The 21747-nt window shown below is 64.8% G+C and carries 21 protein-coding genes; 14 read left to right on the top strand and 7 right to left on the bottom strand.

Going from position 1 to position 21747, the window contains the following annotated elements:
- Positions 1–8: 8 nt before the first annotated feature.
- From fliL to fliF, 7 genes are all read right to left on the bottom strand, one after another.
- Positions 9–500 carry a flagellar basal body-associated protein FliL gene (gene fliL, locus ACLV8F_RS19350; protein ID WP_411885830.1) on the bottom strand — a complete coding sequence of 164 codons (492 nt, stop codon included), beginning with the start codon at positions 498–500 and terminating at the stop codon, positions 9–11.
- Positions 501–633: 133 nt separating this feature from the next.
- Complete coding sequence (locus ACLV8F_RS19345) at positions 634–2064, bottom strand: flagellar hook-length control protein FliK (RefSeq protein ID WP_411885829.1); 1431 nt, start codon at positions 2062–2064, stop codon at positions 634–636.
- A gap of 18 nt (positions 2065–2082) precedes the next feature.
- A complete protein-coding gene (gene fliJ / locus ACLV8F_RS19340; protein WP_411885828.1) occupies positions 2083–2538 on the bottom strand; it encodes a flagellar export protein FliJ in 456 nt (151 codons plus the stop codon).
- A gap of 49 nt (positions 2539–2587) precedes the next feature.
- Positions 2588–4021 (bottom strand): flagellar protein export ATPase FliI, encoded by a 1434-nt coding sequence (gene fliI, locus ACLV8F_RS19335; RefSeq protein WP_411885827.1) that lies wholly within the window; start codon positions 4019–4021, stop codon positions 2588–2590.
- Positions 4014–4865 carry a flagellar assembly protein FliH gene (locus tag ACLV8F_RS19330; RefSeq protein WP_411885826.1) on the bottom strand — a complete coding sequence of 284 codons (852 nt, stop codon included), beginning with the start codon at positions 4863–4865 and terminating at the stop codon, positions 4014–4016. The genes fliI and ACLV8F_RS19330 overlap by 8 nt, the downstream gene beginning before the upstream one ends.
- A complete protein-coding gene (fliG, locus tag ACLV8F_RS19325) occupies positions 4858–5853 on the bottom strand; it encodes a flagellar motor switch protein FliG (protein ID WP_411885825.1) in 996 nt (331 codons plus the stop codon). Before fliG ends, ACLV8F_RS19330 begins: the two co-directional genes overlap by 8 nt.
- Positions 5843–7507, bottom strand: coding sequence for a flagellar basal-body MS-ring/collar protein FliF (gene fliF / locus ACLV8F_RS19320; protein ID WP_411885851.1), 1665 nt, complete (start codon positions 7505–7507; stop codon positions 5843–5845). Before fliF ends, fliG begins: the two co-directional genes overlap by 11 nt.
- Positions 7508–7889: 382 nt before the next feature.
- On the opposite strand from fliF, the gene fliE (ACLV8F_RS19315) reads away from it, so the two are divergent.
- From fliE (ACLV8F_RS19315) to ACLV8F_RS19250, 14 genes are all read left to right on the top strand, one after another.
- On the top strand, positions 7890–8207 hold the full coding sequence (fliE, locus tag ACLV8F_RS19315) for a flagellar hook-basal body complex protein FliE (protein ID WP_411885824.1): 318 nt from the start codon (positions 7890–7892) through the stop codon (positions 8205–8207).
- Positions 8208–8294: 87 nt separating this feature from the next.
- Positions 8295–10916 carry a tetratricopeptide repeat protein gene (locus ACLV8F_RS19310; RefSeq protein WP_411885823.1) on the top strand — a complete coding sequence of 874 codons (2622 nt, stop codon included), beginning with the start codon at positions 8295–8297 and terminating at the stop codon, positions 10914–10916.
- 20 nt (positions 10917–10936) lie between these two features.
- Complete coding sequence (locus tag ACLV8F_RS19305) at positions 10937–12067, top strand: DegT/DnrJ/EryC1/StrS family aminotransferase (RefSeq protein WP_411885822.1); 1131 nt, start codon at positions 10937–10939, stop codon at positions 12065–12067.
- A 14-nt stretch (positions 12068–12081) separates the two neighbouring features.
- Positions 12082–12798, top strand: a complete 717-nt coding sequence (locus tag ACLV8F_RS19300; protein WP_411885821.1) for a WbqC family protein — start codon at positions 12082–12084, stop codon at positions 12796–12798.
- Positions 12798–13526, top strand: a complete 729-nt coding sequence (locus tag ACLV8F_RS19295) for a class I SAM-dependent methyltransferase (protein ID WP_411885820.1) — start codon at positions 12798–12800, stop codon at positions 13524–13526. Before ACLV8F_RS19300 ends, ACLV8F_RS19295 begins: the two co-directional genes overlap by 1 nt.
- Before the next feature lie 5 nt (positions 13527–13531).
- Positions 13532–14818 carry an ATP-grasp domain-containing protein gene (locus tag ACLV8F_RS19290; protein WP_411885819.1) on the top strand — a complete coding sequence of 429 codons (1287 nt, stop codon included), beginning with the start codon at positions 13532–13534 and terminating at the stop codon, positions 14816–14818.
- Positions 14819–14828: 10 nt separating this feature from the next.
- A complete protein-coding gene (locus tag ACLV8F_RS19285; protein ID WP_411885818.1) occupies positions 14829–15803 on the top strand; it encodes a hypothetical protein in 975 nt (324 codons plus the stop codon).
- A complete protein-coding gene (locus ACLV8F_RS19280; protein WP_411885817.1) occupies positions 15800–16756 on the top strand; it encodes a hypothetical protein in 957 nt (318 codons plus the stop codon). Before ACLV8F_RS19285 ends, ACLV8F_RS19280 begins: the two co-directional genes overlap by 4 nt.
- A gap of 36 nt (positions 16757–16792) precedes the next feature.
- On the top strand, positions 16793–17563 hold the full coding sequence (locus tag ACLV8F_RS19275; RefSeq protein WP_411885816.1) for a class I SAM-dependent methyltransferase: 771 nt from the start codon (positions 16793–16795) through the stop codon (positions 17561–17563).
- A 36-nt stretch (positions 17564–17599) separates the two neighbouring features.
- The gene (locus tag ACLV8F_RS19270; RefSeq protein WP_411885815.1) at positions 17600–18736 is read left to right on the top strand and encodes a class I SAM-dependent methyltransferase; all 1137 of its coding nucleotides are present in this window, start codon (positions 17600–17602) and stop codon (positions 18734–18736) included.
- A gap of 159 nt (positions 18737–18895) precedes the next feature.
- On the top strand, positions 18896–19213 hold the full coding sequence (gene fliE / locus ACLV8F_RS19265; protein ID WP_411885814.1) for a flagellar hook-basal body complex protein FliE: 318 nt from the start codon (positions 18896–18898) through the stop codon (positions 19211–19213).
- Positions 19214–19383: 170 nt separating this feature from the next.
- On the top strand, positions 19384–20943 hold the full coding sequence (locus ACLV8F_RS19260; protein WP_411885813.1) for a flagellin: 1560 nt from the start codon (positions 19384–19386) through the stop codon (positions 20941–20943).
- Between the two features lie 131 nt (positions 20944–21074).
- Complete coding sequence (locus tag ACLV8F_RS19255) at positions 21075–21437, top strand: flagellar protein FlaG (RefSeq protein ID WP_411885812.1); 363 nt, start codon at positions 21075–21077, stop codon at positions 21435–21437.
- A gap of 24 nt (positions 21438–21461) precedes the next feature.
- A partial coding sequence (locus ACLV8F_RS19250) for a flagellar cap protein FliD N-terminal domain-containing protein (RefSeq protein ID WP_411885811.1) occupies positions 21462–21747 on the top strand: 286 nt, incomplete at its 3' end.

Below are 21747 nucleotides of genomic sequence, written 5' to 3'. Positions count from 1 at the left end.
TTGCGGCTTTACTGCAGCATGAAGGTGGTGAACATCACGCTGGAAATCTTCAGCGAGGGCAGGTTGGCCACCAGCGGCTGGTTCAGTGATTCCATGATCTCGGCGGCCAGCTTGGCCTTGTCTTCGGGTGTGATCAGCGCGTCCGACGAGCGGTTGGACAGCACCGTGAGCACGCGGCTGCGCACTTCGGGCAGGTATTCGGTGACCAGGGCCTGGGCCTTGGCGTCGGGCAGCTTCAGCGTGACGCCGGCATGCAGGAAGCGGGCGCGGCCGTTGGGCTGCAGGTTGACCGTCACCGGCTCCACCGCCACAAAAATCGGCGCGGCCGGCAGCACGGGCGCCGGCGCCGCATCGGCGTTGTGCTGGTTGCTGAGGTACCAGGTCGCCCCCGCGGCAGCCCCGACGGCCAGCGCCACCAGGAGGACCAGCAACAGGATGACTTTGAGCGTGGGCTTGCGTGACGTGGTGGGTGTCTTCGCGGGGAGTGTGATGGTAGCCATGGCTTTTACGCTTTTACGGATTGGGTTGGTCAATGGATTGTTGGTGAAAACAGGGGCTGGGCATCGCCCGAGCAGCAAGGGGAAAACGCTTCAACTTCGGCATTTGCCGTGCCGCGCGCCTGCCCCTGCCGCGTCAGGCGTAGGTGTCCACGCCGCTGGCGCTGCCGCGGCGGGCCGGCAGCGCCGGGGCCGGCGCGGCCAGGGAGGCCGTGTCAGCACCCGGGTAGCCCGGCCGGCCGCGCGCGCCGGGCTGCCCCGGCAGGCCGTCCTGGCCGTTCAGGTTCTGGGCAAAGGCCGCCTGCTGCTGGTTGCCGGAAATGACCGAGGCTTCGCCCAGGTGGATGCCGCTGTCGGCCAGCGTGCTGCGCAGCTGCGGCAAGGCCGCTTCCACGGCGGCGCGCACCGAGGAGTGCGCCGACACAAACAGCGCCTGCACCTGGTTGTCGTTCAGGCTCAGCGTGACCTTGAGCGGGCCCAGGCCTGGCGGGTTGAGCTGCAGCTCGGCCACATGCTCGCCGGCCTTGCCCATGTGCACCATATGCTGGCCCAGGGCCTTGCCCCATTCGCCGCTGCCGACTTCGGGGGTGAGCGCTGCCTGACTGGAGGCGGCCGCTGCCGCGGGGCTGGAAGCCGGGGCGTTGGCATGCGCGGGGGCGGCCGCCGCGTTGACGGCGAGCGACGGGCCGGTGGCTGTGGCTTCGGCGCCGGCGCGCTGGCCGGCGGCGGCCGGGGCGGCATCGACGGCGGCGCTGAGGGCTGTTTTGTCGGCGGCCTTGTCGCCCGCGTCGTTTGCCGCCGTGGCGAAGGATTTGGCGGAACCGGTTTTTTGTTCCACGCGGGTGTCGGTGCCCAGGATCTCGCGCGCTTCGCCGCCGGCCTGTCCGTCACGGCCTGCAAATTGTTGAGTCTGGCCACCGGTGGAAGCGCTGGCCGGAATGGCTGATGTGTCCGCGGGCAGGGCGGCGGCGAGGTCGTCGCCGGCGGCAGCGGGCGCGGTGCTTGTCGATGCAAGGGCGCGGTCCTTGCCGGGCGCGGCGGGCAGGCCCGATGCGAGCAGGGCTTGCGGCGCCTGCGCTTCGGTGTCTACCGTGAAGCCCGCATCGTTTGCGGCGCCTGATGCGGCTGCAGCGGCGTCTTTCGCTGCCGGTGCGGTGGCGTCCGCGGGCAGGTCCGATGACGGCGCGGCGGCGATGGGCGAAGCGCTGTTGCCACCCGCTGCGGCTGCGGTGCCACCGGCTGTTGTTGCAGCCGTTTTGGCGATGCGGGTTTCCAGCGGGATGAACAGCAGCGCGGCGGTGTTGACGGGCTCGGGTGCGTCGGCTTTTTTCTCGTCCGCGCCGCGCTTGACGGGCACGGCCGCGCCGGGCTTGCCGCCGGCTTTGGCGGAGGATGCCGTGGAGGCTTCGCCGGAAGCGGCGAGCGAGCGCGACAGCACGTCGCCGAAACTTGGCGCGTCGCCGTTGCCGGATTCATCGCCCCGGCTGGATGCCGCGGAAGATGCCGAAGACGTTGTGCCGCTTGGCGCCGGGGCTGGGGCGGAGAGGGACGGAGGGAGGAGTGACATGGCTTTTTCTCGATGAACTTAATTGCCCAGCACGCTGGCGCGCATGTAAAACTGCCGCGCGCTGCGCTCGTCGTTGTCGCGCTGCTCGCGCTTGTGCAGCACCAGCATTTCCTGCTGGCGCACGCGGCCGGCCAGGGTGTCGAAGGAATTGAGGCGGCGCTGGCTGCTCTGCCAGTCGCCGCGGCCGGTCGCCAGCCGCGTGTCGGCCTGCGCCGTCACGGCGCGCTGCTGCTCGATGGCGGCGTCCAGCGTGGCGATGAAGTTGCGGTAGTTGCGCAGCTGCGCCGAGGGCACGCCGGCGCCCATCTGCACCTGCAGCTGGTCCAGGTATTCCTGGCGGTACTGCAGCAGCATTTCCAGTTTGTCGGCCGCGCTGGTGCGCGCGGTCTGCAGCTGGCCGAGGCGGCGCGTAGCCTCGTCGGTCTTGTTCTGGGCCAGTTCAATCAGCGTGGCGAGCGGAAGCTTGTTGGGCATGACGGGATTCCTGGGGTTGGTGTGGCGGTTGGAAAAATCGGGTTACGGCTCAGGCCTGGAAGATGGCGTTCAGCTGTTCGGTGGCGGCGCCGTGGCTGACGCGCTCTTCCATGGCCTGCTGTAAAAAGGCTTCTATGCGCGGGTACAGGGCGATGGCGTGGTCCAGCTGCGCGTCGTGGCCGGGCGCGTAGGCGCCCACGCTGATCAGGTCGCGGTTGCGCTGGTAGCGCGAGAGGGCCTGCTTGAAGCCGCGCACGGCCTGGAACTGTTCGGGCGTGATGAGGGCGGTCATGGCGCGGCTGATGGAGGCCTCGATGTCGATGGCCGGGTAGTGGCCGGACTCGGCCAGGCTGCGCGACAGCACCACGTGGCCGTCCAGGATGGCGCGCGCCGAGTCGGCGATCGGGTCCTGCTGGTCGTCGCCTTCGGTCAGCACGGTGTAAAAGGCGGTGATGGAGCCGCCGCGCCCTTCGGCGTCGCGCGCGCCGTTGCCCGCGCGCTCGACCAGCGCCGGCAGCTTGGCGAACACCGAGGGCGGGTAGCCTTTGGTGGCGGGCGGCTCGCCCACGGCCAGCGCGATCTCGCGCTGCGCCATCGCATAGCGCGTCAGCGAGTCCATGATCAGCAGCACGTTCTTGCCTTCGTCGCGAAAGTATTCGGCCAGACAGGTGGCGTAGGCCGCGCCCTGCAGGCGCAGCAGCGGCGAGGTGTCGGCGGGCGCGGCGACCAGCACGGCGCGCGCCATGCCTTCCTCGCCCAGGGTGTTTTCGATGAAGTCCTTGACCTCGCGGCCGCGCTCGCCGATCAGGCCGACGACGATGACGTCGGCGCTGGTGTAGCGCGCCATCATGCCCAGCAGCACGCTCTTGCCGACGCCGGAGCCGGCGAACAGGCCCATGCGCTGGCCGCGACCGACGGTCAGCAGCGCATTGATGGCGCGCACGCCGACGTCCAGCACGCTGTCGATGGGGGCGCGCGTCAGCGGGTTGATGGGCGCGGCGGCCAGCGGCACTTCGCGCGAAAAATCCAGCGGGCCGCGGCCGTCCAGCGGGCGGCCGGCGGCGTCGACCACGCGGCCCAGCATGCCGGCGCCCACCGGCAGGCGCTTGGTGCGCGGGCCCAGGCCGCCGGCGTGGCCGGCAGGTGAGTCGAGCGCATAGACGCGCGCGCCGGGCAGCAGGCCGTCGACCTCGCTTTGCGGCATCAGGAAAATGCGGTCGCCGGCGAAGCCGACGACTTCGGCCTCGGCGGTTTTTTGCGGGTAGCCGGGCGGCAGTTCAATCAGGCAGTCGCTGCCGACCGGCAGGCGCAGCCCGACGGCTTCGAGCACCAGGCCGACGGCGCGCGTGAGCCGGCCGTAGCTGCGCACCGGCACGCTCTGGGCCACCGAGGAGCGCGCGTCGTCCAGCACGCCGCGCCAGGCGCGCAGCGGCGCGGCGGCGGGTGGGGCGGGGACGGCGGTGGCGCCGGGCAGTTCAGACATGGCTTGCCGCCGGCTCAACAGGCGTCAGTGGCGTCAGCGGCGTCAGCGGCGCGAGGGGATTGAAGGGGGCCGGGGTGTGCATGGCGGTTTTCACCAGCGCCGCGGTGACGCGTTCCCAGCGGCTGGGCAGGCTCGCGTCCTGCTCGCCGTTGGCGGCCAGCACACGGCAGCCGCCGCGCTGGCAGGCGGCGTCGGTGCGGATGCGCCAGCCGGCGGCCTGCAGGTCTTCGGCCAGGTGCTGGCGCACCAGCGCCGCATCGTCGGGGTGCAGCACCAGCTGCGGCGCGCCGCTGAGGGCCGGCTCGGCCTGCAGCAGTTCGCGCACCACGGGCAGGATGGCGCCGGCGTCCAGCGCCAGGGCCTGGCCCAGCACCTGGCGCGCGATGTCCAGCGCCAGGGCCAGCAGGCTTTCGGAAATTTCGTGTTCGGCGCCGCGCAGCGCCTCCGGCAGCGCCAGCGCCAGCGCGCGCAGCTGTTCGGCTTCGGCGTGGACTTCGGCCATGGCGTCGTCGCGGCCCCGCGTGTGCCCCTGCGCATAACCCTGGCGGAAACCTTCGGCCTCGCCGGCCTGCAGCGCCTGCAGGCGCAGCTGGGCCAGCTCGACGTCGTTGATCAGCACCTCGGGCTTGAGCGGCGCCACCACGGGCGCCGGCTTGGGTTCGGGCGCAAGCGCGAGGGGGCCGGCATCCTCGGCGATGGCCGTCATCTCCCAGCGCTCCCAGGCGGTGAGCGCTTCCTTCGTTCCGTTGGCGCGGCGCGGGTAGGGCGGCGAACCGGCCGGACCCGGCGCGGATGCCGGCCTGTCCGCGCCGGTGCGCGGCGTGAGTACGGGCTTGCTATACATAAGAGTCGTTCCCCTGGCCGCCGAGCACGATCTCGCCGGCGTCCGCCAGGCGGCGCACGATCTGCAGGATGCCCTTCTGTTCGGTCTCGACCTGCGAGACGCGCACCGGGCCGCGCATCTCGATGTCCTCGCGCAGCATCTCGGCGGCGCGCTGCGACATGTTCTTGAGGAACTTCTCGCGCAGCTCCACCGGCGCGCCCTTGAGCGCGATGATGAGCGACTCGGACTCCACTTCCTTGAGCAGCAGCTGCACGCTGCGGTCTTCGAGGTCCAGCAGGTTCTCGAACAGGAACATCTCGTCGATCATCTTCTGCGCCAGCGTTTCGTCGTGTTCGCGCACGTGCTTGATGACGCTTTCTTCCTGCGCGCTGCCCATCATGTTGACGATCTCGGCGGCCGCGCGTATGCCGCCCAGGCGGCTGCGCTTGACGCCTTCGCCCGACAGCATGTCGGTCAGCACCTCAGTCAGTTCCTTGAGGGCGGCCGGCTGCACGCCGCCGAAGGTGGCCACGCGCAGCACGGCGTCGTGGCGCACGCGCTCGGGCAATTGCTCGAGCACGTCGGCGGCCTTGTTGCGGTCCAGGTGCACCAGTAGGGTGGCGATGATCTGCGGGTGTTCGTCGCGGATCAGCTCGACGACTTCGGTCGCCTCGAGCTGGTTCAGGCGCTCCATGCCGGTGGTTTCGCTGTCGGGCAGGAAGATGCTTTCGAGCAGGTCGGCCGCGCGGGTGTTGCCCAGCGCCTTGTTGAGCACGGCGCGCAGGTAGGCGCCGGAATCCACGTGGTTGGCCGAGTACTGCTCGGTCTCATGGCGGAATTCCTCCAGCACGCCGTCGACCTCGTCGCGCTTGACCTGCGTCAGCGCGGCCATGGCCCTGCCGAGCGCATGCACGATGTTCTGCGGAAGGTGTTGCAGCACGTTGCCGGCGCCGGCTTCACCGAGCGACATCAACAAAATCGCGCTTTTGCGGGTGCCTTCATCCAGCATTTTTTTCCGTCCAGTGTTTGATCAGCATGGCCACCATGGCAGGCTCTTTGGCCGCCAGTTCCTGCGCATACTGGATGTTGGCCTGGTGTCTTTGGTCGCGTTCGGCCTGGGTGCGGGCCGGCGGCACCTGTTCGGCCGCTTCGGCGCTGGCTCCCGCGCCGCCCGCTTCCACGGCCGAGGCGGGCTGCAGGTGTTTGCGCAGCAGCGGCCGCAGCACGGCCAGCCACAGGTAGAGGGCGAGCAGGCCCAGCAGCAGGTACTTGCCGGAAGACTTGGCGATCTCGATGTTTTCCGGCTGGCGCCACACCGGCAGTTCGGGCGTTTCGGCGTCCGAGGCGAAGAGGCTGTTGACCACGTTGAGCGAGTCGCCGCGCTCGGCGCTGAAGCCCATGGCCTGGCGCGCCAGGTTGCGGATCTGCTCGAGTTCGGCGGCCGTCAGGGCCGCGCGCTTGCCGGCGGCGCCCGCGCTGCCGCGGTAGTTGACGACCACGGCGACCGACAGGCGCTTGATGCCGCCCGCGCCCTGCTGCGTGTGGCGTATGGAACGGTCCACTTCGTAGTTGGTGGTGACGTCCTTGCGCGAGTTGCCGGTGGCCGACGCGCTGCGCGGCGAGGCGCCGGCGGAGCCGAGCTCGGCGCTCATCTTGAGCTGGCCCGGGGCGGTCGCGCCGGGTGCGCCTGGCCGCGCGGCTGCGGGTGCCGGCGTGGTGATGGGCGCCACCGGGTCGGGCGGCGGCTGGTTGGTCAGCGCGCCGGGCACGCCGCTGGCGGGCCCGCCGGACTGGCCGGACTCGCTGGACTGCTGGCTGCGGATGGCCGCGCTGCCGGGTTCCTGGTTGGGGCGGTATTTCTCGTCGGTGTTTTCGACGACTGAAAAATCAATGTCGGCCGCGACCTGGGCGTGCACGTTGCCGGCGCCGAGTATGGGCTGCAGGATGGCTTCGATCCGGCGGATGTAGCCCTGCTCTATTTCCTGGGTGTACTTGAGCTGGGTGACGTCCAGGCCGCGCGTGCCGGCGTTGGCCGCCGACAGCAGGTTTCCGGCCTGGTCGACCACGGTGATGCTTTTGGCCGAAAGCTCGGGCACGCTGCTGGAGATCAGGTGCACGATGGCGCTGACCTGGCCTTCGTCGATGCTGCGGCCGCGGTGCAGGCTCAGCACCACGGAGGCGCTGGGCTTTTTCTGGTCGCGCACGAAGAGCGAGGGCTTGGGCAGCGCCAGGTGCACGCGCGCCGATTCGACGGCGGAAATGGAATTGATGGAGCGCGCGAGTTCGCCTTCGAGCGCGCGCTGGTAGTTGACCTGCTCGGCGAACTGGCTGGTGCCGAACTTCTGGGCGTCCATCAGCTCGAAGCCGACGGTGCCGCCCTTGGGCAGGCCCTGGGCGGCCAGCCGCAGCCGCGCCTCGGGAACCTTGTTGGACGCGACCAGCAGCGCGCCGCCGCCTTCGGTGAACTTGTAGGGGATGTTCATCTGCTGCAGCGACGCGATGATGGCGCCGCCGTCGCGGTCGGACAGGTTGCTGTAGAGGACGCCGTAGTCGGGCGCGCGGCTCCACAGCCACAGCGCCGCGATGGCGGCGACCGCGGCGGACGCGCCTATCATCAGCGGCAGGCGCGGGTTGGCGCGCAACTGCTCCAGCCAGGGCGGCATCTTGGGCAGGGCCGCCTCGGCGCCCAGTGCGGCGGTGCTCACGCGCTCACCCGGCTACCGCCATGGTGCCGAAGGAATCTGCGGCAGCGGCGTGGTGGAGGTGGGGGAGCCGGCATGCGAAGCCCGGCGTGGGGACTGAAACAACAGTTGGCATACAACAGGTCTTATTCAAAGGCTCAAAGGCGAAGGGGTCGACTGGCATGTGGACAGGGGAGGGTGCCTGGGCCTGTCCCCGTGAATAATTGTCAGAGCCCGCCCCGCTTCCCGATCCGCCGAATAGCCGTGGGTTTTGCCGTCTTTTGGCCTGATGCGCCTGACGGCCCGCTTGGTACGCTTCAACCCGTTCATCTAGCAACGGGCGCCCATGCGCCGGGAAACCACCATGTCGATCTCTTCCATTGAATCCGTGCTCCAGCAAATGCGCGTGCTTGCGCAGTCTTCCGGCATGTCGGCGCCGGCCGGCCCCGAGGCCGCCTCCGGCGGCTTCGCCGGCGAGCTGAAGAAGTCGCTGGACCGCATCAGCGATGCGCAGCAGAACGCCTCCAGCCAGGCCGAGGCCTTTGAGCTCGGCAAGCCCGGCGTGGCATTGAACGATGTGATGGTCGACATGCAGAAGGCCAACATCGGTTTCCAGATGGGCCTGCAGGTGCGCAACCGCGTGGTTTCCGCCTACCAGGAAATCATGAACATGCCGGCCTGACGGGCCCTTGGCCACCATACGCCGCCCCGCACCGCCGCCTCTGAATCCATTGCCTGACCGCCTTTTCCGATACTTTCCCCGCGCACCATGACTGTCTCGCTCGCACCGCAACAAGCTGCCGCCCCGATGCCGGAGCCGGTGCGGGGCGCCCTCGAGCAGGCCCTGGAGAAATCCCTTGAGCTGGCCCTGAAGTACCACCAGTGCGGCCAGGTCGAAAATGCCGAAACCCTCTATCGGGGAATCCTGGACGTCCAGCCGGAGCACCCGGAGGCGAACTTCCAGCTGGGCCGGATGGCTGCGGGGATGAACCTGGCGAAAGAGGGCTTGCCTCACTTTGCCGTGGCGCTGCAAGGCCGTCCGGAGCAGGAGCGTTATTGGCTGGCTTATACCGATGCGCTGATCCAGGCCGATGAGATCGAGACGGCGCGGCACCTGCTGGCGCTGGGCCGGGAGCACGGCTTGCAGGGCGCGGCTGTGGACGCGCAGACGGAGCGGCTGGAAGAACGACTGCAAGAACGCGCTCGCGTGGTGCCGCCGCAGCAAGCTGCCGCGCGCGAAGGCGCAAAAGCCGTCAAAACCCGGCCCGCCTCGTCGGGAAACCCTCTGAGGAAAGCGCTGCCTGCTCGCCCGGAGGTCGAAAAACTGGTGAGCCGCTACAAACAAAAGCGTTTTGCCGAAGCGGAGGCGCTGGCGCGTTCGCTGACCCAGCGCTTTCCTTCGTATGGGTTCGGCTGGAAAATGCTGGGCGCCATGCTTCAGGTGCAGCGGGGCCCCCAGGATGCGGTGCTGCCCATGCGCAAAGCCGTGGACCTGTTGCCCAACGATGCCGAAGCGCATCTCAACCTGGGCGCGGTCCTGAAAGCCCTGGATCAGCCGGCGGAGGCCGAGGTGAGCTTTCAGCGGGTGCTGGAGATCACGCCGGAACACGCCGATGCGCACAACGAGCTGGGCGCCCTCTGCAAGAAGCAGGACCGGCTTGTTGAAGCGGAAGATCACTTCCGGCAGGCGCTGAAGGCCAGGCCGGAATTCGTCGCGGCCCACTTCAACCTGGGCATGGTCATCGCCGCCCTGGGACGCCCGGCGCAAGCGGAGCCATGCCTTTTGCGGGCACTGGAACTCGCGCCGGCCTACGCGCAGGCGCATCTTGTCCTGGCCGGCATACTCAAGGGACAGGAAAAGAACGCTGAAGCCGAAATCCACTGCCGGCAGGCCCTGGAGATCAAGCCGGAATTCATCGATGCCCACAACGAACTGGGCATCGTCCTCGCCAAACTGGGGCGGCCTGCGGATGCCGAGGCAAGCTATCGCCGGGCGCTGGAGATCAACCCGGCGTATTTCAGCGGGCACAACAACCTGGGCATCTTGCTGGGCGAACAAAACCGGCTGATCGAGGCGGAGGAGAGTTTCAGGCGGGCGCTGGAAATCAGGCCCGACGATGTCTCGCTGTACAGCGGCCTGCTGTTTTCCATGAGCCAGAACGACGCCGTGGATGCGGCGGTGCTGTTTGCCGAGCACCGCCGTTTCGGCGCGCATTTTGAAGCGCCCTTGCGGGCGCAGCGGCTGCAGCACGGCAACTCGCGCGAGCCGGAGCGCCGCCTGCAGGTCGGCTTTGTCTCCGGCGATCTGTACCACCATGCGGTGGCCTCCTTTATCGAGCCGGTATGGGCGAACCTGGCCGCCAGCGCCGGTTTGTCGCTGCACGCCTACTCCAATCACACCACGCACGATGGCGTTTCGCAGCGCCTGCGCAGCCATGTCAAGCGCTGGAATCCGGTGACCGGCCTCAGCGACGCCGCCCTGGCGGAAAAAATCCGCGCCGACGGCATAGACATCCTGATCGACCTGTCGGGCCACACCGCCAGGCATCGCCTGCTGAGCTTTGCCCGCAAGCCCGCGCCGGTGCAGGTCAGCTGGATGGGCTATCCCGGCACCACCGGGATGAGCAGCATGGACTACTACCTGAGCGACCGCTTTTTGCTGCCGCCCGGGCAGTTCGACGATCAGTTCACGGAAAAGCTGGTGCATTTGCCGGCCAATGCGCCGTTTCTGCCGACCGCGGGCGCGCCTGCGGTGAACGAACTGCCGGCGCTCGGCAAGGGCTACCTGACGTTTGGCAGCTTCAACCGCCCGAGCAAAATCAGCCGCGCCGTGATCGCGCTGTGGTCGCAAGTGCTGCGTGCCATGCCGACCTCGCGCATGGTGCTGGGCGCGATGCCGCCGGACGGCCAGTACGACGCGCTCATAGCCTGGTTTGCCGAGGAAGGCATCGCGCGCGAGCGCCTCGACTTTCATCCGCGCACCAGCATGACGGACTACCTGGCGCTGCACCACCAGGTGGACATGTGCCTGGATACCTTTCCCTACAACGGGGGAACGACCACCCTGCATGCGCTGTGGATGGGCGTGCCGACGCTGACGCTGGCCGGGAGCACGGTGGCGGGACGCAGCGGCGCCGGGGTGCTCGGCCATGTCGGCCTGAACGAATTTGTGGCGCAGGCCCCGGCGGAGTTCGTGCGGGAGGGCTTGTCGCTGGCGGCCGACCTCCCGATGCTGGCGGGCTTGCGCGCCGGGCTGCGCGAACGGTTTGCGCAGTCGGTGCCGGGCCAGCCGGCCCTGATTGCCGCCGGCCTGGAGCGCGCCTTGCGCGCCATGTGGCGGCGCTGGTGCCTGGATTTGCCGCCTGAATCCTTCGACGTGACCCAGGCATGACCTGACGCAGAGGTGAAACCATGACCGCACCCCACGAAATACCGCCCATCTATGTGACGCGGCCCTACCTGCCGCCGCTGGCGGAGTTCATCCCCTATCTGGAGAAGATCTGGGAAAACAGGTGGCTGACCAACAACGGCCCGTTTCACCAGCAACTGGAAAGCGCCTTGTGCGAGTACCTGGGCGTCAAGCACATCTGCCTGTTTACCAACGCCACACTGGCCCTGATCACCGCCCTGCAGGCCTTGCGCATCTCGGGTGAAGTGATCACCACGCCGTATTCCTTCGTCGCCACCAGCCATTCCCTGCTGTGGAACGGGATACGGCCGGTGTTCGCCGATATCGACCCGGTCACGCTGAACCTGGACCCGGCCAGGATAGAGGCCGCGATCACCCCGCAAACCACCGCGATCATGCCGGTGCATTGTTATGGCCACCCGTGCGACGTGGCGCGTATCCAGAAAATCGCCGACGACCATAACCTGAAGGTGATCTATGACGCGGCGCATGCCTTCGGCGTGCAGTCGGGCGGCGTCAGCGTGCTCAACCACGGCGACCTGTCCGTGCTGAGTTTCCACGCGACCAAGGTATTCAACACTTTTGAGGGCGGCGCGATCATCTGCCACGATCTCAAGACCAAACAGCGCATCGACAACCTGAAGAATTTCGGCATCGTGGATGAAGTCACCGTCGTGGCGTCCGGCATCAACGGCAAGATGAGCGAAATCAATGCCGCCTTCGGCCTGCTGCAGCTCAAGGGCATCGACGGCGCGCGGCAACAACGCAAGGACATCGATGCGCGCTATCGCGCGGGCCTGCAGGCGGTGGCCGGTATCCATTGCCTGCCGGACGCGGGCGAGCAGGTTCCCAACTACGCCTATTTCCCCATCCTGGTACGGCCCGACTACCCGCTCAGCCGCGATGCGCTGGTGCTGAAACTGCGCGACTGCGGCGTGTATGCGCGGCGCTACTTCCACCCGCTGATCACCGAGTTCCCCATGTACCGGGGCCTGCCGTCGGCGGCGCAGTCGAATCTTCCGGTGGCGACCAAGGCCGCGAGCGAGGTGATATGCCTGCCGATCTATCCGACGCTTGCGCCGGAGCAGGTCGATTTTGTCCTGCGCATCATTGCGGGTCGGCCTGCGGCATGAGCAGGCTGGCGGTCATGCAGCCCTACTTTTTCCCCTACATCGGCTACTTCCAGCTGATCGCGGCGGTGGACCTGTTCGTCGTCTACGACAACATCAAGTACACAAAAAAGGGCTGGATCAACCGCAACCGCCTGCTGCAAAACGGCCGGGACGTGATGTTCTCCTTGCCGCTGAAAAGCGATTCGGATTTTCTGGACGTGCGTGAAAGAACGCTGGCGCCCGATTTCAGCCGCGGCAAACTGCTGGCCCAGTTCCAGGGTGCGTACCGCAAGGCGCCGTATTTCGCGCAGACCTACCCGCTGCTCGAGCAGATCGTGCGGCACGAAGACGACAACCTGTTCGGCTTCCTGCACCACTCCATCGCCAGGACCTGCGCGCACCTGGGCATTGCCACGGAGATCAGGAAGTCTTCGGACCTCGCCATCGACCATGGCCTGAAGAACCAGGACAAGGTGCTGGCCCTGTGTAAAGCGGCCGGCGCGAGCACTTATGTCAATGCGATCGGTGGAATGGCGCTGTATTCCAACGCGCGTTTTGAGGAGAGGGGCGTCCAGCTGAAATACCTCAAATCGCGGGCGTTTGAGTACCCCCAGTTTGGCGACCCCTTCCTGCCCTGGCTGTCCATCGTCGACGTGATGATGTTCAACTCCGCGAAAGAAACGCGGGCGGCCGTCACGGGCAATTTTGACTGTATTGAAAATATTCCCAGAGATGAAGTGACGGAGAAATGATGGAAAACACCCTCGACAACCATGTGCAAGCCTATCAAGGCCTGAGCATCTACGACTTCGACAACACCATCCAGCTCGAGTGGTATCCGAAAAGAATCGTGCAATTTTCAGGAGGCGCGGGTTCCCTGCTTGAGCTGGGGCTTGGGCATGGAATCACCACGGGCGTTTTTGAACAGCACTTCAAACGCCATGTGGTGGTGGACGCATCGCCCGCCGTGATTGAAAATTTCCGCCGGAAATTCCCGCGCTCGAAAGTCGAAATCGCCGAGTCGTATTTTGAGACATTCGATACACCGGAGCGCTTCGACGTGGTCGTCTTCGGCTACATCCTGGAGCATGTCGATGACCCGGTGGCGATCATGAAGCACTTCCGGCGTTTTCTGGCTCCCGGCGGGCGGATGTTCCTCACCGTTCCCAATGCCGAAGTGCTGAACCGCAAGCTGGGCCACCTGGCCGGGCTGCTGCCGGACATGCAGCTGCTGTCGGAGCACGACCTGTTGCTGGGGCACAAGCGTTACTACACCGTGGAGTCGCTGCAGCAGGATATCCGGGAGGCCGGTTATGAGGTCCGGCGCCTGGAGGGCATCTACCTCAAGCCGTTCACCACCAGCCAGATGATGTCGCTCAAGCTGGACGAGAAAGTGATCCAGGCGCTTTGCCTGGCGGGGATCGATTATCCGGAGCTGTCCTGCGGCATCCTGGCGGAGCTGGCATTGCCCGGTCATTGATCGCCATGAATGCAAAACGCCGCGTGCTGATTTTTCCGGCCGGCTCCGAGATAGGGCTGGAAATCCACTCATCCCTGAAATACAGCCACCATGTGGAGCTGTTCGGCGCTTCAGGCAAGAGCGACCACGCCTCTTTCATCTATGACGAAGACCACTACACGGAAGACGACTTCTACGTGGACCAGCCCGGCTTCATCGCGCGCTTCAACGGTTTGCTGCGCAAGCTGAAAATCGAATTCGTCTATCCGACGCACGACACCATCGCCTGCTTTCTGGCGGAGCATCAGCATGAAATCGACGCCAAGGTGCTGACCTCATGCGCTGATACAAACCGTATCGCCCGGTCGAAAAGACAGACCTACGAAGCATTCGGGAAGTTTGATTTCTGCCCGGAGGTTTTTGACTGTCCACGCGATGAGCCGGCCTTCCCCGTGTTCCTGAAGCCGGACGCCGGCCAGGGCGGGAAGGGTACGTATGTGGCCGAATCGGCGGAAGACCTGGCGTTTTACCTGGCCAAGGACCCGGAGCTGCTGGCGACGGAATTCCTGCCGGGCGAAGAGCTCAGCGTGGATTGTTTTACCGATCTTCATGGCGCACTGCGATTCATAGGCCCCAGGACGCGGGAACGGATCCAGATGGGCATCTCCTTCCGTTCGACCACGGTGGAGGTGACGGAGGAGATACGGCATATCGCGCAGAGCATCAATGACACGGTGTCATTGAACGGATCCTGGTTTTTCCAGGTGAAGAAGGATGGCCAGGGCCGGTTCAAGCTCATGGAGTTTGCCCCGCGCCAGTCCAGCACCATGGGCCTGTACCGGCACGCCGGCGTGAACTTCGCCTTGCTGACGCTTTTCAACGCCATGGGGACACCGGTCGATATTTTGCAGAATGGCTACGCCGTCCAGCTCGATCGATGCCTGCGCAACCGCTTCAAGGCGGATCTCACATTCAGCCGCGTGTACATCGACTTCGACGAAACCCTGGTGACCGGCCGCCAGGTGCATGAGCTGGCCATGGCCTTTGTGTACCAATGCCGCAACCGGGGCGTATCGCTGGTGCTGCTGACCAAACACCGCTACACCCTTGCGGACACCTTGCGCGGCTGCGGCATATCGGAGCATCTCTTCGAGGAAATCATCCAGATCCCGGACTCCGTGGACAAGTGGACGCGGATCAATCCGGACGGGGCGATTTTTATCGACAACTACTGGTTTGACCGGCGCGCCGTGAAAGACAAGCTGGGTATTCCGGTGTTCGATGTCGACGGCATTGAATGCCTGCTTCATTAGGGTGGCGGAAATGTTCAAGTGGGAAAAACTGGGAAAGCTGTTCAGTCCGGCGGATTTGCAGGGCGAAAGCTGGATGAAGGCGTTTGCGCAATCTCCGTCGGTGCTGGTCTATGACACGCACGTCAGGGTGTATTTCTGTTCCCGGCCCGCGCCGTCCCCGGACGGCCAGTTCCAGAGTTACCTGTCCTACATCGACCTGGACAGGAAAAACCTGCTGCAGGTCCTGAAGGTGTGCAGCCGGCCCGTCCTGGCTTTGGGCGGGTATGGAACCTTCGACGAATTTGGCACCAACCCGATCTCGGTGATCCGCGACGGCGATGAAGTGAGGGTCTACTACGCCGGCTGGACGCGCTGCGAGTCGGTTCCATTCAACGGCGCCATCGGGATGGCCGTCAGCCATGACGACGGCGAATCCTTTGTCCGGCTGGGCGAAGGGCCGGTGCTTTCCTACAGCCCGGACGAACCCTTTCTCTTGGGAAGCCCGCGCATCCGGAAATTCGGCGCGAAATGGCATCTCTGGTATGTCTCCGGGAAGGAGTGGCTGGCAGGCGAAGGCAAGCCCGAACCCGTGTACAAGATTCGCATGGCCTCGTCGGACGACGGCATCAACTGGGTCAAGCAGGGGCGGGACTTGATCGCCGACACCCTGGGGGAACATGAGTGCCAGGCCTGCGCGGACGTGATGTTTCGGGACGGCCAGTACCACATGTTCTTTTCCTATCGCCACAGCCACAACTACAAGGGCAAAGAGGGCGGCTACCGGATCGGCTACGCGAGTTCGCCCGACATGCTCCACTGGAGCCGGCGCGACGAAATGGCGGGAATGCGCGTTTCTGAAAGTGGATGGGATTCGGAGATGGTCAACTATCCGCATGTGTTCACGCTCGACGGCGAGACCTACATGCTCTACCAGGGCAACGAAATGGGACGCTCGGGGATGGGGCTGGCAAAGCTGCTCGGTCCCCAGCGCTGGAGCGGCGTATGAAGTGGACAAAACTGGGGAAGGTCTTCGACCCGACCAACCATGCCTTGCCGAACGACTGCCTTGAGTTTGCACAGTCTCCGCAGACCCTGGTCATGGCCGACCGGGTGCGTGTGTATTTTTCGACCCGGCAGAGGGACAGCGTCGGCAAATATTTGAGCCACGTCGCCTTTGTCGATTTCGACAGGAACATGCAGGACATCATCGGCGTTTCGAACCACACCGTCATTGAGCTGGGCGGCCTGGGCTGCTTTGACGAGCACGGGATATTTCCGGTCAACGTGGTGAGGGACGGGGACAGGGTGCTTGCCTACACGACCGGGTGGAACCGGAAAGTGTCCGTTTCCGCCGATGCGTCCATCGGCCTGGCCATCAGCCACGACGACGGCCTCACCTTCCAGAAACACGGCAAGGGGCCGGTGCTTTCGGCCTCGCTCCATGAGCCCTTCCTGATCGGTGACGCCTTCGTTGCCTTGCTGGAGGGGCGGTATCACATGTGGTACATCCACGGCACGAAATGGAAGAAATTCTCGGAGGCCGATCCGCCGGACCGCGTCTACAAGATTGCGCACGCCACGTCTGATGACGGAATCAACTGGCAGCGGGAAGGCCGGCTCATCATCGCCGACAAATTGAACGCGGATGAATGCCAGGCGCTGCCGACGATTTTCCAGCGCGACGGCGCTTGGCACATGTATTTCTGCTACCGGCAAGCGCATGGCTTCCGGCAGCGCAGCGACAGCGCCTACAGGCTGGGCTACGCCTGTTCCCATGACCTGGTCAATTGGGAGCGGGACGACGGCAAGGCCGGGATCGATGTTTCCGGCGAAGGCTGGGACTCGCAGATGCAGTGTTATCCGCACACCTTCGAGTTGGACTGCCGGATTTACATGCTCTACAACGGCAATGAATTTGGACGCGCGGGATTCGGCCTGGCGGTGCTGGACGAATCGTGAATGCCATCGGATTGGCGATACAAGGAAAGATGAAAAATGGCTACGGGACGCAATTACAACCATGAGCTGGACGACGCGAAGAATTCGGGCAACGAGAAATATGCCTACAGCTTCGATTTCGACGTGCTGCATCCCTGCATGCTCAAGTCCTTCGAGCCTTTCTTCAACAAGGGAAGCCTGCTGGAACTGGGAAGCTACAAGGGAAATTTCACCAAAAGATTTCTGCCGTATTTCGATGACGTGACCTGTGTGGAAGCGTCGGACGTCGCCATCGGCGAAGCCCGGAAAGACCTGGGCGGCAGGGTGCAGTTCGTCCATGCGCTGTTCGAGGAAGCGAAGCTGCCCAGGCGCTATGACAACATCGTGCTGACCCATGTGCTGGAGCACCTGGACGATCCCGTGCTGGTGCTCAAGCGCATCAATGACGAGTGGCTGTCGGAAGGCGGACGGTTTTTCCTGGTGTGTCCCAACGCCAACGCGCCTTCCCGGCAGATCGCGGTCAAGATGGGCCTGATCTCCCACAACACCGCCGTCACACCGGCCGAAGCCGAGCACGGGCACCGCTGCACCTACACCCTGGATACCCTGGAGCGGGATGCCGTGGCCGCCGGGCTGAAGGTGGTCCATCGTTCGGGAATCTTCTTCAAGGCCCTGGCCAATTTCCAGTGGGACCGGTTGCTGCAGACGGACATCATCTCCCCGGAATACCTGGAGGGCTGCTACCAGCTGGGGCAGCAATACCCGGACTTGTGTGCGAGCATTTTCCTGATGTGTGAACGGGGCGGCGTCTCCAGAAAAGCACCCTGAATGAAACCCGCTGAATACGCCGTTGAGGCACCCCCCTTGAATCACGTCGATCAAAAAAGCGGCGGCGGAAAATCCGTCCTGATTTTTCCGGGCGGCATGCCGCGTTCGCTGGAATACCTGGAGAACAGCCTGCGCGACGGGCGATCCGTGATCGGCGCCTCGTCGCTCGTTCATGATGTTTCGCGTGAAAAGTATCCGGCGTGGCTGTTCCTCCCGTTTGTCACGGAGCCCGAATTTGGCGAGGCCTTGAAACAAGCCATTTCGCAAGCCGATATCGGGGGGATTTATTCGCCCAACCCCGTGATCTGGGATTACCTGAACCGCAGCCTGAAAGAGCTTGCCCCGGGCGTTGCGCTGGTCAACGCCTCACCGGTCAGTGTGGAGTTGAGCGGCTATCGCGCCGCGCTCGGCCAGGCCCGCGGCTGGCTTGACAGCCCGCTGGAGCTGGCTTCGAATGTGGCGGCCAAACCCGTGATGCCGGCGATGGAGATGGCGGCCCTGTTCCGGCACGCCGACATCATCCCCGGCATGTGCGACCACGAAAAATTCCGCGTCCTGTGTGAAATCGCCCGCCGCAGTCCGGCCGGCGACATCGTCGAGATCGGCAGCTGGTGGGGAAAGTCGGCCTTTATCCTGGCCAGGCTGGCGCGCTGTTATGGCATCGGCAAGCTGCTCTGCGTCGATCCCTGGTCGAACGCCCACCTGGTGCAGAACGATGGAACCAGCATGGTGGACAAGGTCTCCGCGCAGGTCGATGCCGAGGAGGCGCTGGCGATTTTTGAAATGAACCTGCTGCCTTACAACGCCAACCACGTCAACTACCTGCGCATGCCCTCCACCGACGGCGCGCGGCACTACCAGTCCTGGGGGGATGTCACGACGGCATCGTTCGGCACCACGCGGTATGACGGCCGTATCGCCATCCTGCACATTGACGGCAACCACAGCTATGCCGCGGCAAAGGCCGACATCGCCGCCTGGAGCTGCTTTGTGCCCGCGGGCGGCTGGATTGTCGTGGACGACTATATCTGGCCCTACGGCGACGGCCCGCAACGGGCCGGCGATGAATTCATGGCCGAACACCAGAACAGGATCGATGCCGCTTTTGTGATGGGCAGCGCCTTGTTCCTGCAATTGTCGGCGCCGCTGGCCGGGAAGCTGGCGCGGGCTTGAACGGCGACCGCCGATGACCCGCGCCTTGCCGCGGCAAGGCGCTTGATGGGCTGAATAGCCGGGGGTTTTGCCGTCTTTTGGCCTGATGCGCCTGACGGCCCGCTTGGTACGCTCAATCCGTTCATCAAGCAAGGGGCGCGCATGCGCCGGGAAAACACCATGTCGATTACTTCCATTGAATCCGTGCTCCAGCAAATGCGCGTGCTTGCGCAGTCTTCCGGCATGTCGGCACCGGCCGGCCCCGAGGCCGCATCCGGGGGCTTCGCCGGCGAGCTGAAGAAGTCGCTGGACCGCATCAGCGATGCGCAGCAGAACGCCTCCAGCCAGGCCGAGGCCTTTGAACTCGGCAAACCCGGTGTGGCGCTGAACGACGTGATGGTCGACATCCAGAAGGCCGGCATCGGCTTCCAGATGGGCCTGCAGGTGCGAAACCGCGTGGTTTCCGCCTACCAGGAAATCATGAACATGCCGGCCTGACGAGGTATGGGCGCGGCCGGCGGGATTTATTTTCCGCACCGCGCTAAAGGTTTGAACGGGCCCGGCCGATAACCTGAACAACGGTGGCTTGCAAACTGTCCAGGCAGGCAAGGCCAGCGTGACGGCAAGTTAGCCGGAGTCCACAACCTCATGTAATTCAGGAGTCCCTCATGGCCCAAGTCATCAATACCAACTCACTCTCGCTGCTCACGCAGAACAACCTCAGCAAATCGCAAGGTGCGCTGAATACGGCTATCGAACGCCTGTCTTCCGGCCTGCGCATCAACAGCGCCAAAGACGACGCCGCCGGCCAGGCAATTGCCAACCGCTTCACCGCCAACATCAAGGGTCTGACGCAAGCCCAGCGCAATGCCAACGACGCCATCTCGATCGCCCAGACGACTGAAGGCGCATTGACCGAAATCAACAACAATCTGCAGCGCGTTCGTGAACTGTCCGTGCAAGCCGCCAACGGCAGCAACTCCACCAGCGACCTGGCCTCGATCCAGGCTGAAGTTACCCAGCGCCTGGACGAAATCAACCGCGTCTCGCAACAAACCCAGTTCAACGGCGTGAAGGTTCTGTCCGCAGAAGCCGGCAAGCTGTCGATCCAGGTCGGCGCCAACGACGGCCAGACCATCGACATCAACCTGGAAGAAATCAGCGCCAAGACGCTGGGCCTGGGCAACCTGGACCTCACGAACAAGACCCTGGACCTGTCCAAAGTCACTTCCGGCGCCACGACCACTGTGGTTCCCGCTTCCAGCGGCACCACCACGTCCATCGCCCTGACGGCTGTGGACAGCGCGGCTACCAGCTCCTACACGGTCTATGTCGACAACGCCGATGCCGACGTGCTGTACGTGTCCGACGACGGCGGCACCACGCTGTATGACGTGACCGGCTACAACAGCGCCACCGGCAAGCTCGAGTTCAGCACGGCTACCGCTTCCGCTGTCTCGGCGGCTGGCGCTACGCTGGCTACCGCCGGCCAGGAAATCTCCGTTGAAGGCGAAGGCGGCGCTACCGGCGCAACCGTGAACGTCGACAACTTCCAGTTCTCGGATACCAACGCCGCTGCCGGCATCGATATCTATGTGGACGAAGCCGGCGCGTTCTTCGTGTCGAAAGACGGCGGTGCGAACGTCATTTCCGCTACTTTTGACGACACCACGGGCGAAGTCACGTACGACAGCGCCGACTTTGCCACCGCAACCGCACCGGCCGGCGCCCTGTCCAGCTCGCTGACCAAGTACGAAATTCCACCGGTCGCGGTTCCCGCGGTCACGGCTGACCTGTCCGGTCTGGACACGGCCAAGGTCGGAAGCTCGGCAACCCTGCACAAGATGACGAACAGCGCCGACTACGTGGTCAAGGGCCAGGCGAATGGCAGCGACGTGTACTACAAAGCGGTTGTCGACTCGGCCGGTGTTGTGACCCTGGGCGACGAACTCACCCCGGACCCGCTGGCATCGATCGACGCTGCTTTGTCCAAGGTGGACAACCTGCGCGGTTCGCTGGGTGCGGTGCAAAACCGTTTTGACTCCGCGATCGCCAACCTGGGCACCACCATCACCAACCTGTCTTCTTCGCGCTCGCGCATTGAAGATGCGGATTACGCGGTTGAAGTGTCCAACATGACGCGCGCGAACATTCTGCAACAAGCTGGTACCTCCGTGTTGGCCCAGGCCAACCAGACGACCCAGAACGTGTTGTCGCTGCTGCGTTAAACGGGAAAAAGCGCGCTCCCCCGGGGGCGCGCTTTCGGTATTTCACTCAGGCGCTTCCGGCGCCTGCGTTAAGCACTCCCGCCTGGAAGCCTTCAGGCGGGAGTCCTTAGCGATTCTTCGGAGGTATAGCCATGACGATTTCCATCGGCAGCCTGTCGGCCAGTCCGCAGCTTGCGCCCGTGTTGCCCGCACCATCGGCAGAGAAAAATACCGCTCCGGCGCGTGAGGCCCCGGTCGGGCTTGACGGTGCCCGGGAGGCCGCCGGAACTTCGACGGCCGAAGAGAGCGAAGCACTGACTGAGATCAACGAGAGCCTGAAGATCGCGTTTATCGGCGTGCGTTTTGAGTTCGACAAGGAAGCCAACACCATGATCACCAAAGTGGTGGACGTGGAAAGCGGCGAAATGATCCGGCAGATGCCCAACGAAGAGGTGGTGCGGATTTCCAGGGCGCTCGGCAAATTGCAGGGCTTGCTGGTCAGTCAGAAGATATAGCCCAGAATTTAAGGAATCACTTTCATGGCATCAATTTCAAGCCTAGGCGTAGGCTCCAAGCTCGATCTGACCGGCCTGCTCGACCAGTTGGCCACCGCGGAAAAGCAGCCGCTGTTGGCGCTGAACGCCAGGGCTGCCAGCTACACGACCAAGCTCTCCGCTTACGGCAAGTTGCAAAGCTCGGTCGGCGCCGTCCAGACGGCCGCCGCCAAGTTGTCCAGCCTGGACTTTTTCCAGGGGGTGAAGGTCTCATCGAGTTTCACGACGGTGGTGACCGCCAGCGCCGCCGCCAACGCGGTGGTCGGCAGCC

The sequence above is a fragment of the Polaromonas sp. YR568 genome, from assembly GCF_943369675.1.
Taxonomy (GTDB): domain Bacteria; phylum Pseudomonadota; class Gammaproteobacteria; order Burkholderiales; family Burkholderiaceae_C; genus Polaromonas.
The sequence above is the reverse complement of the archived record's forward strand: the minus strand, read 5'-3'. Positions and strand labels throughout refer to the sequence as shown.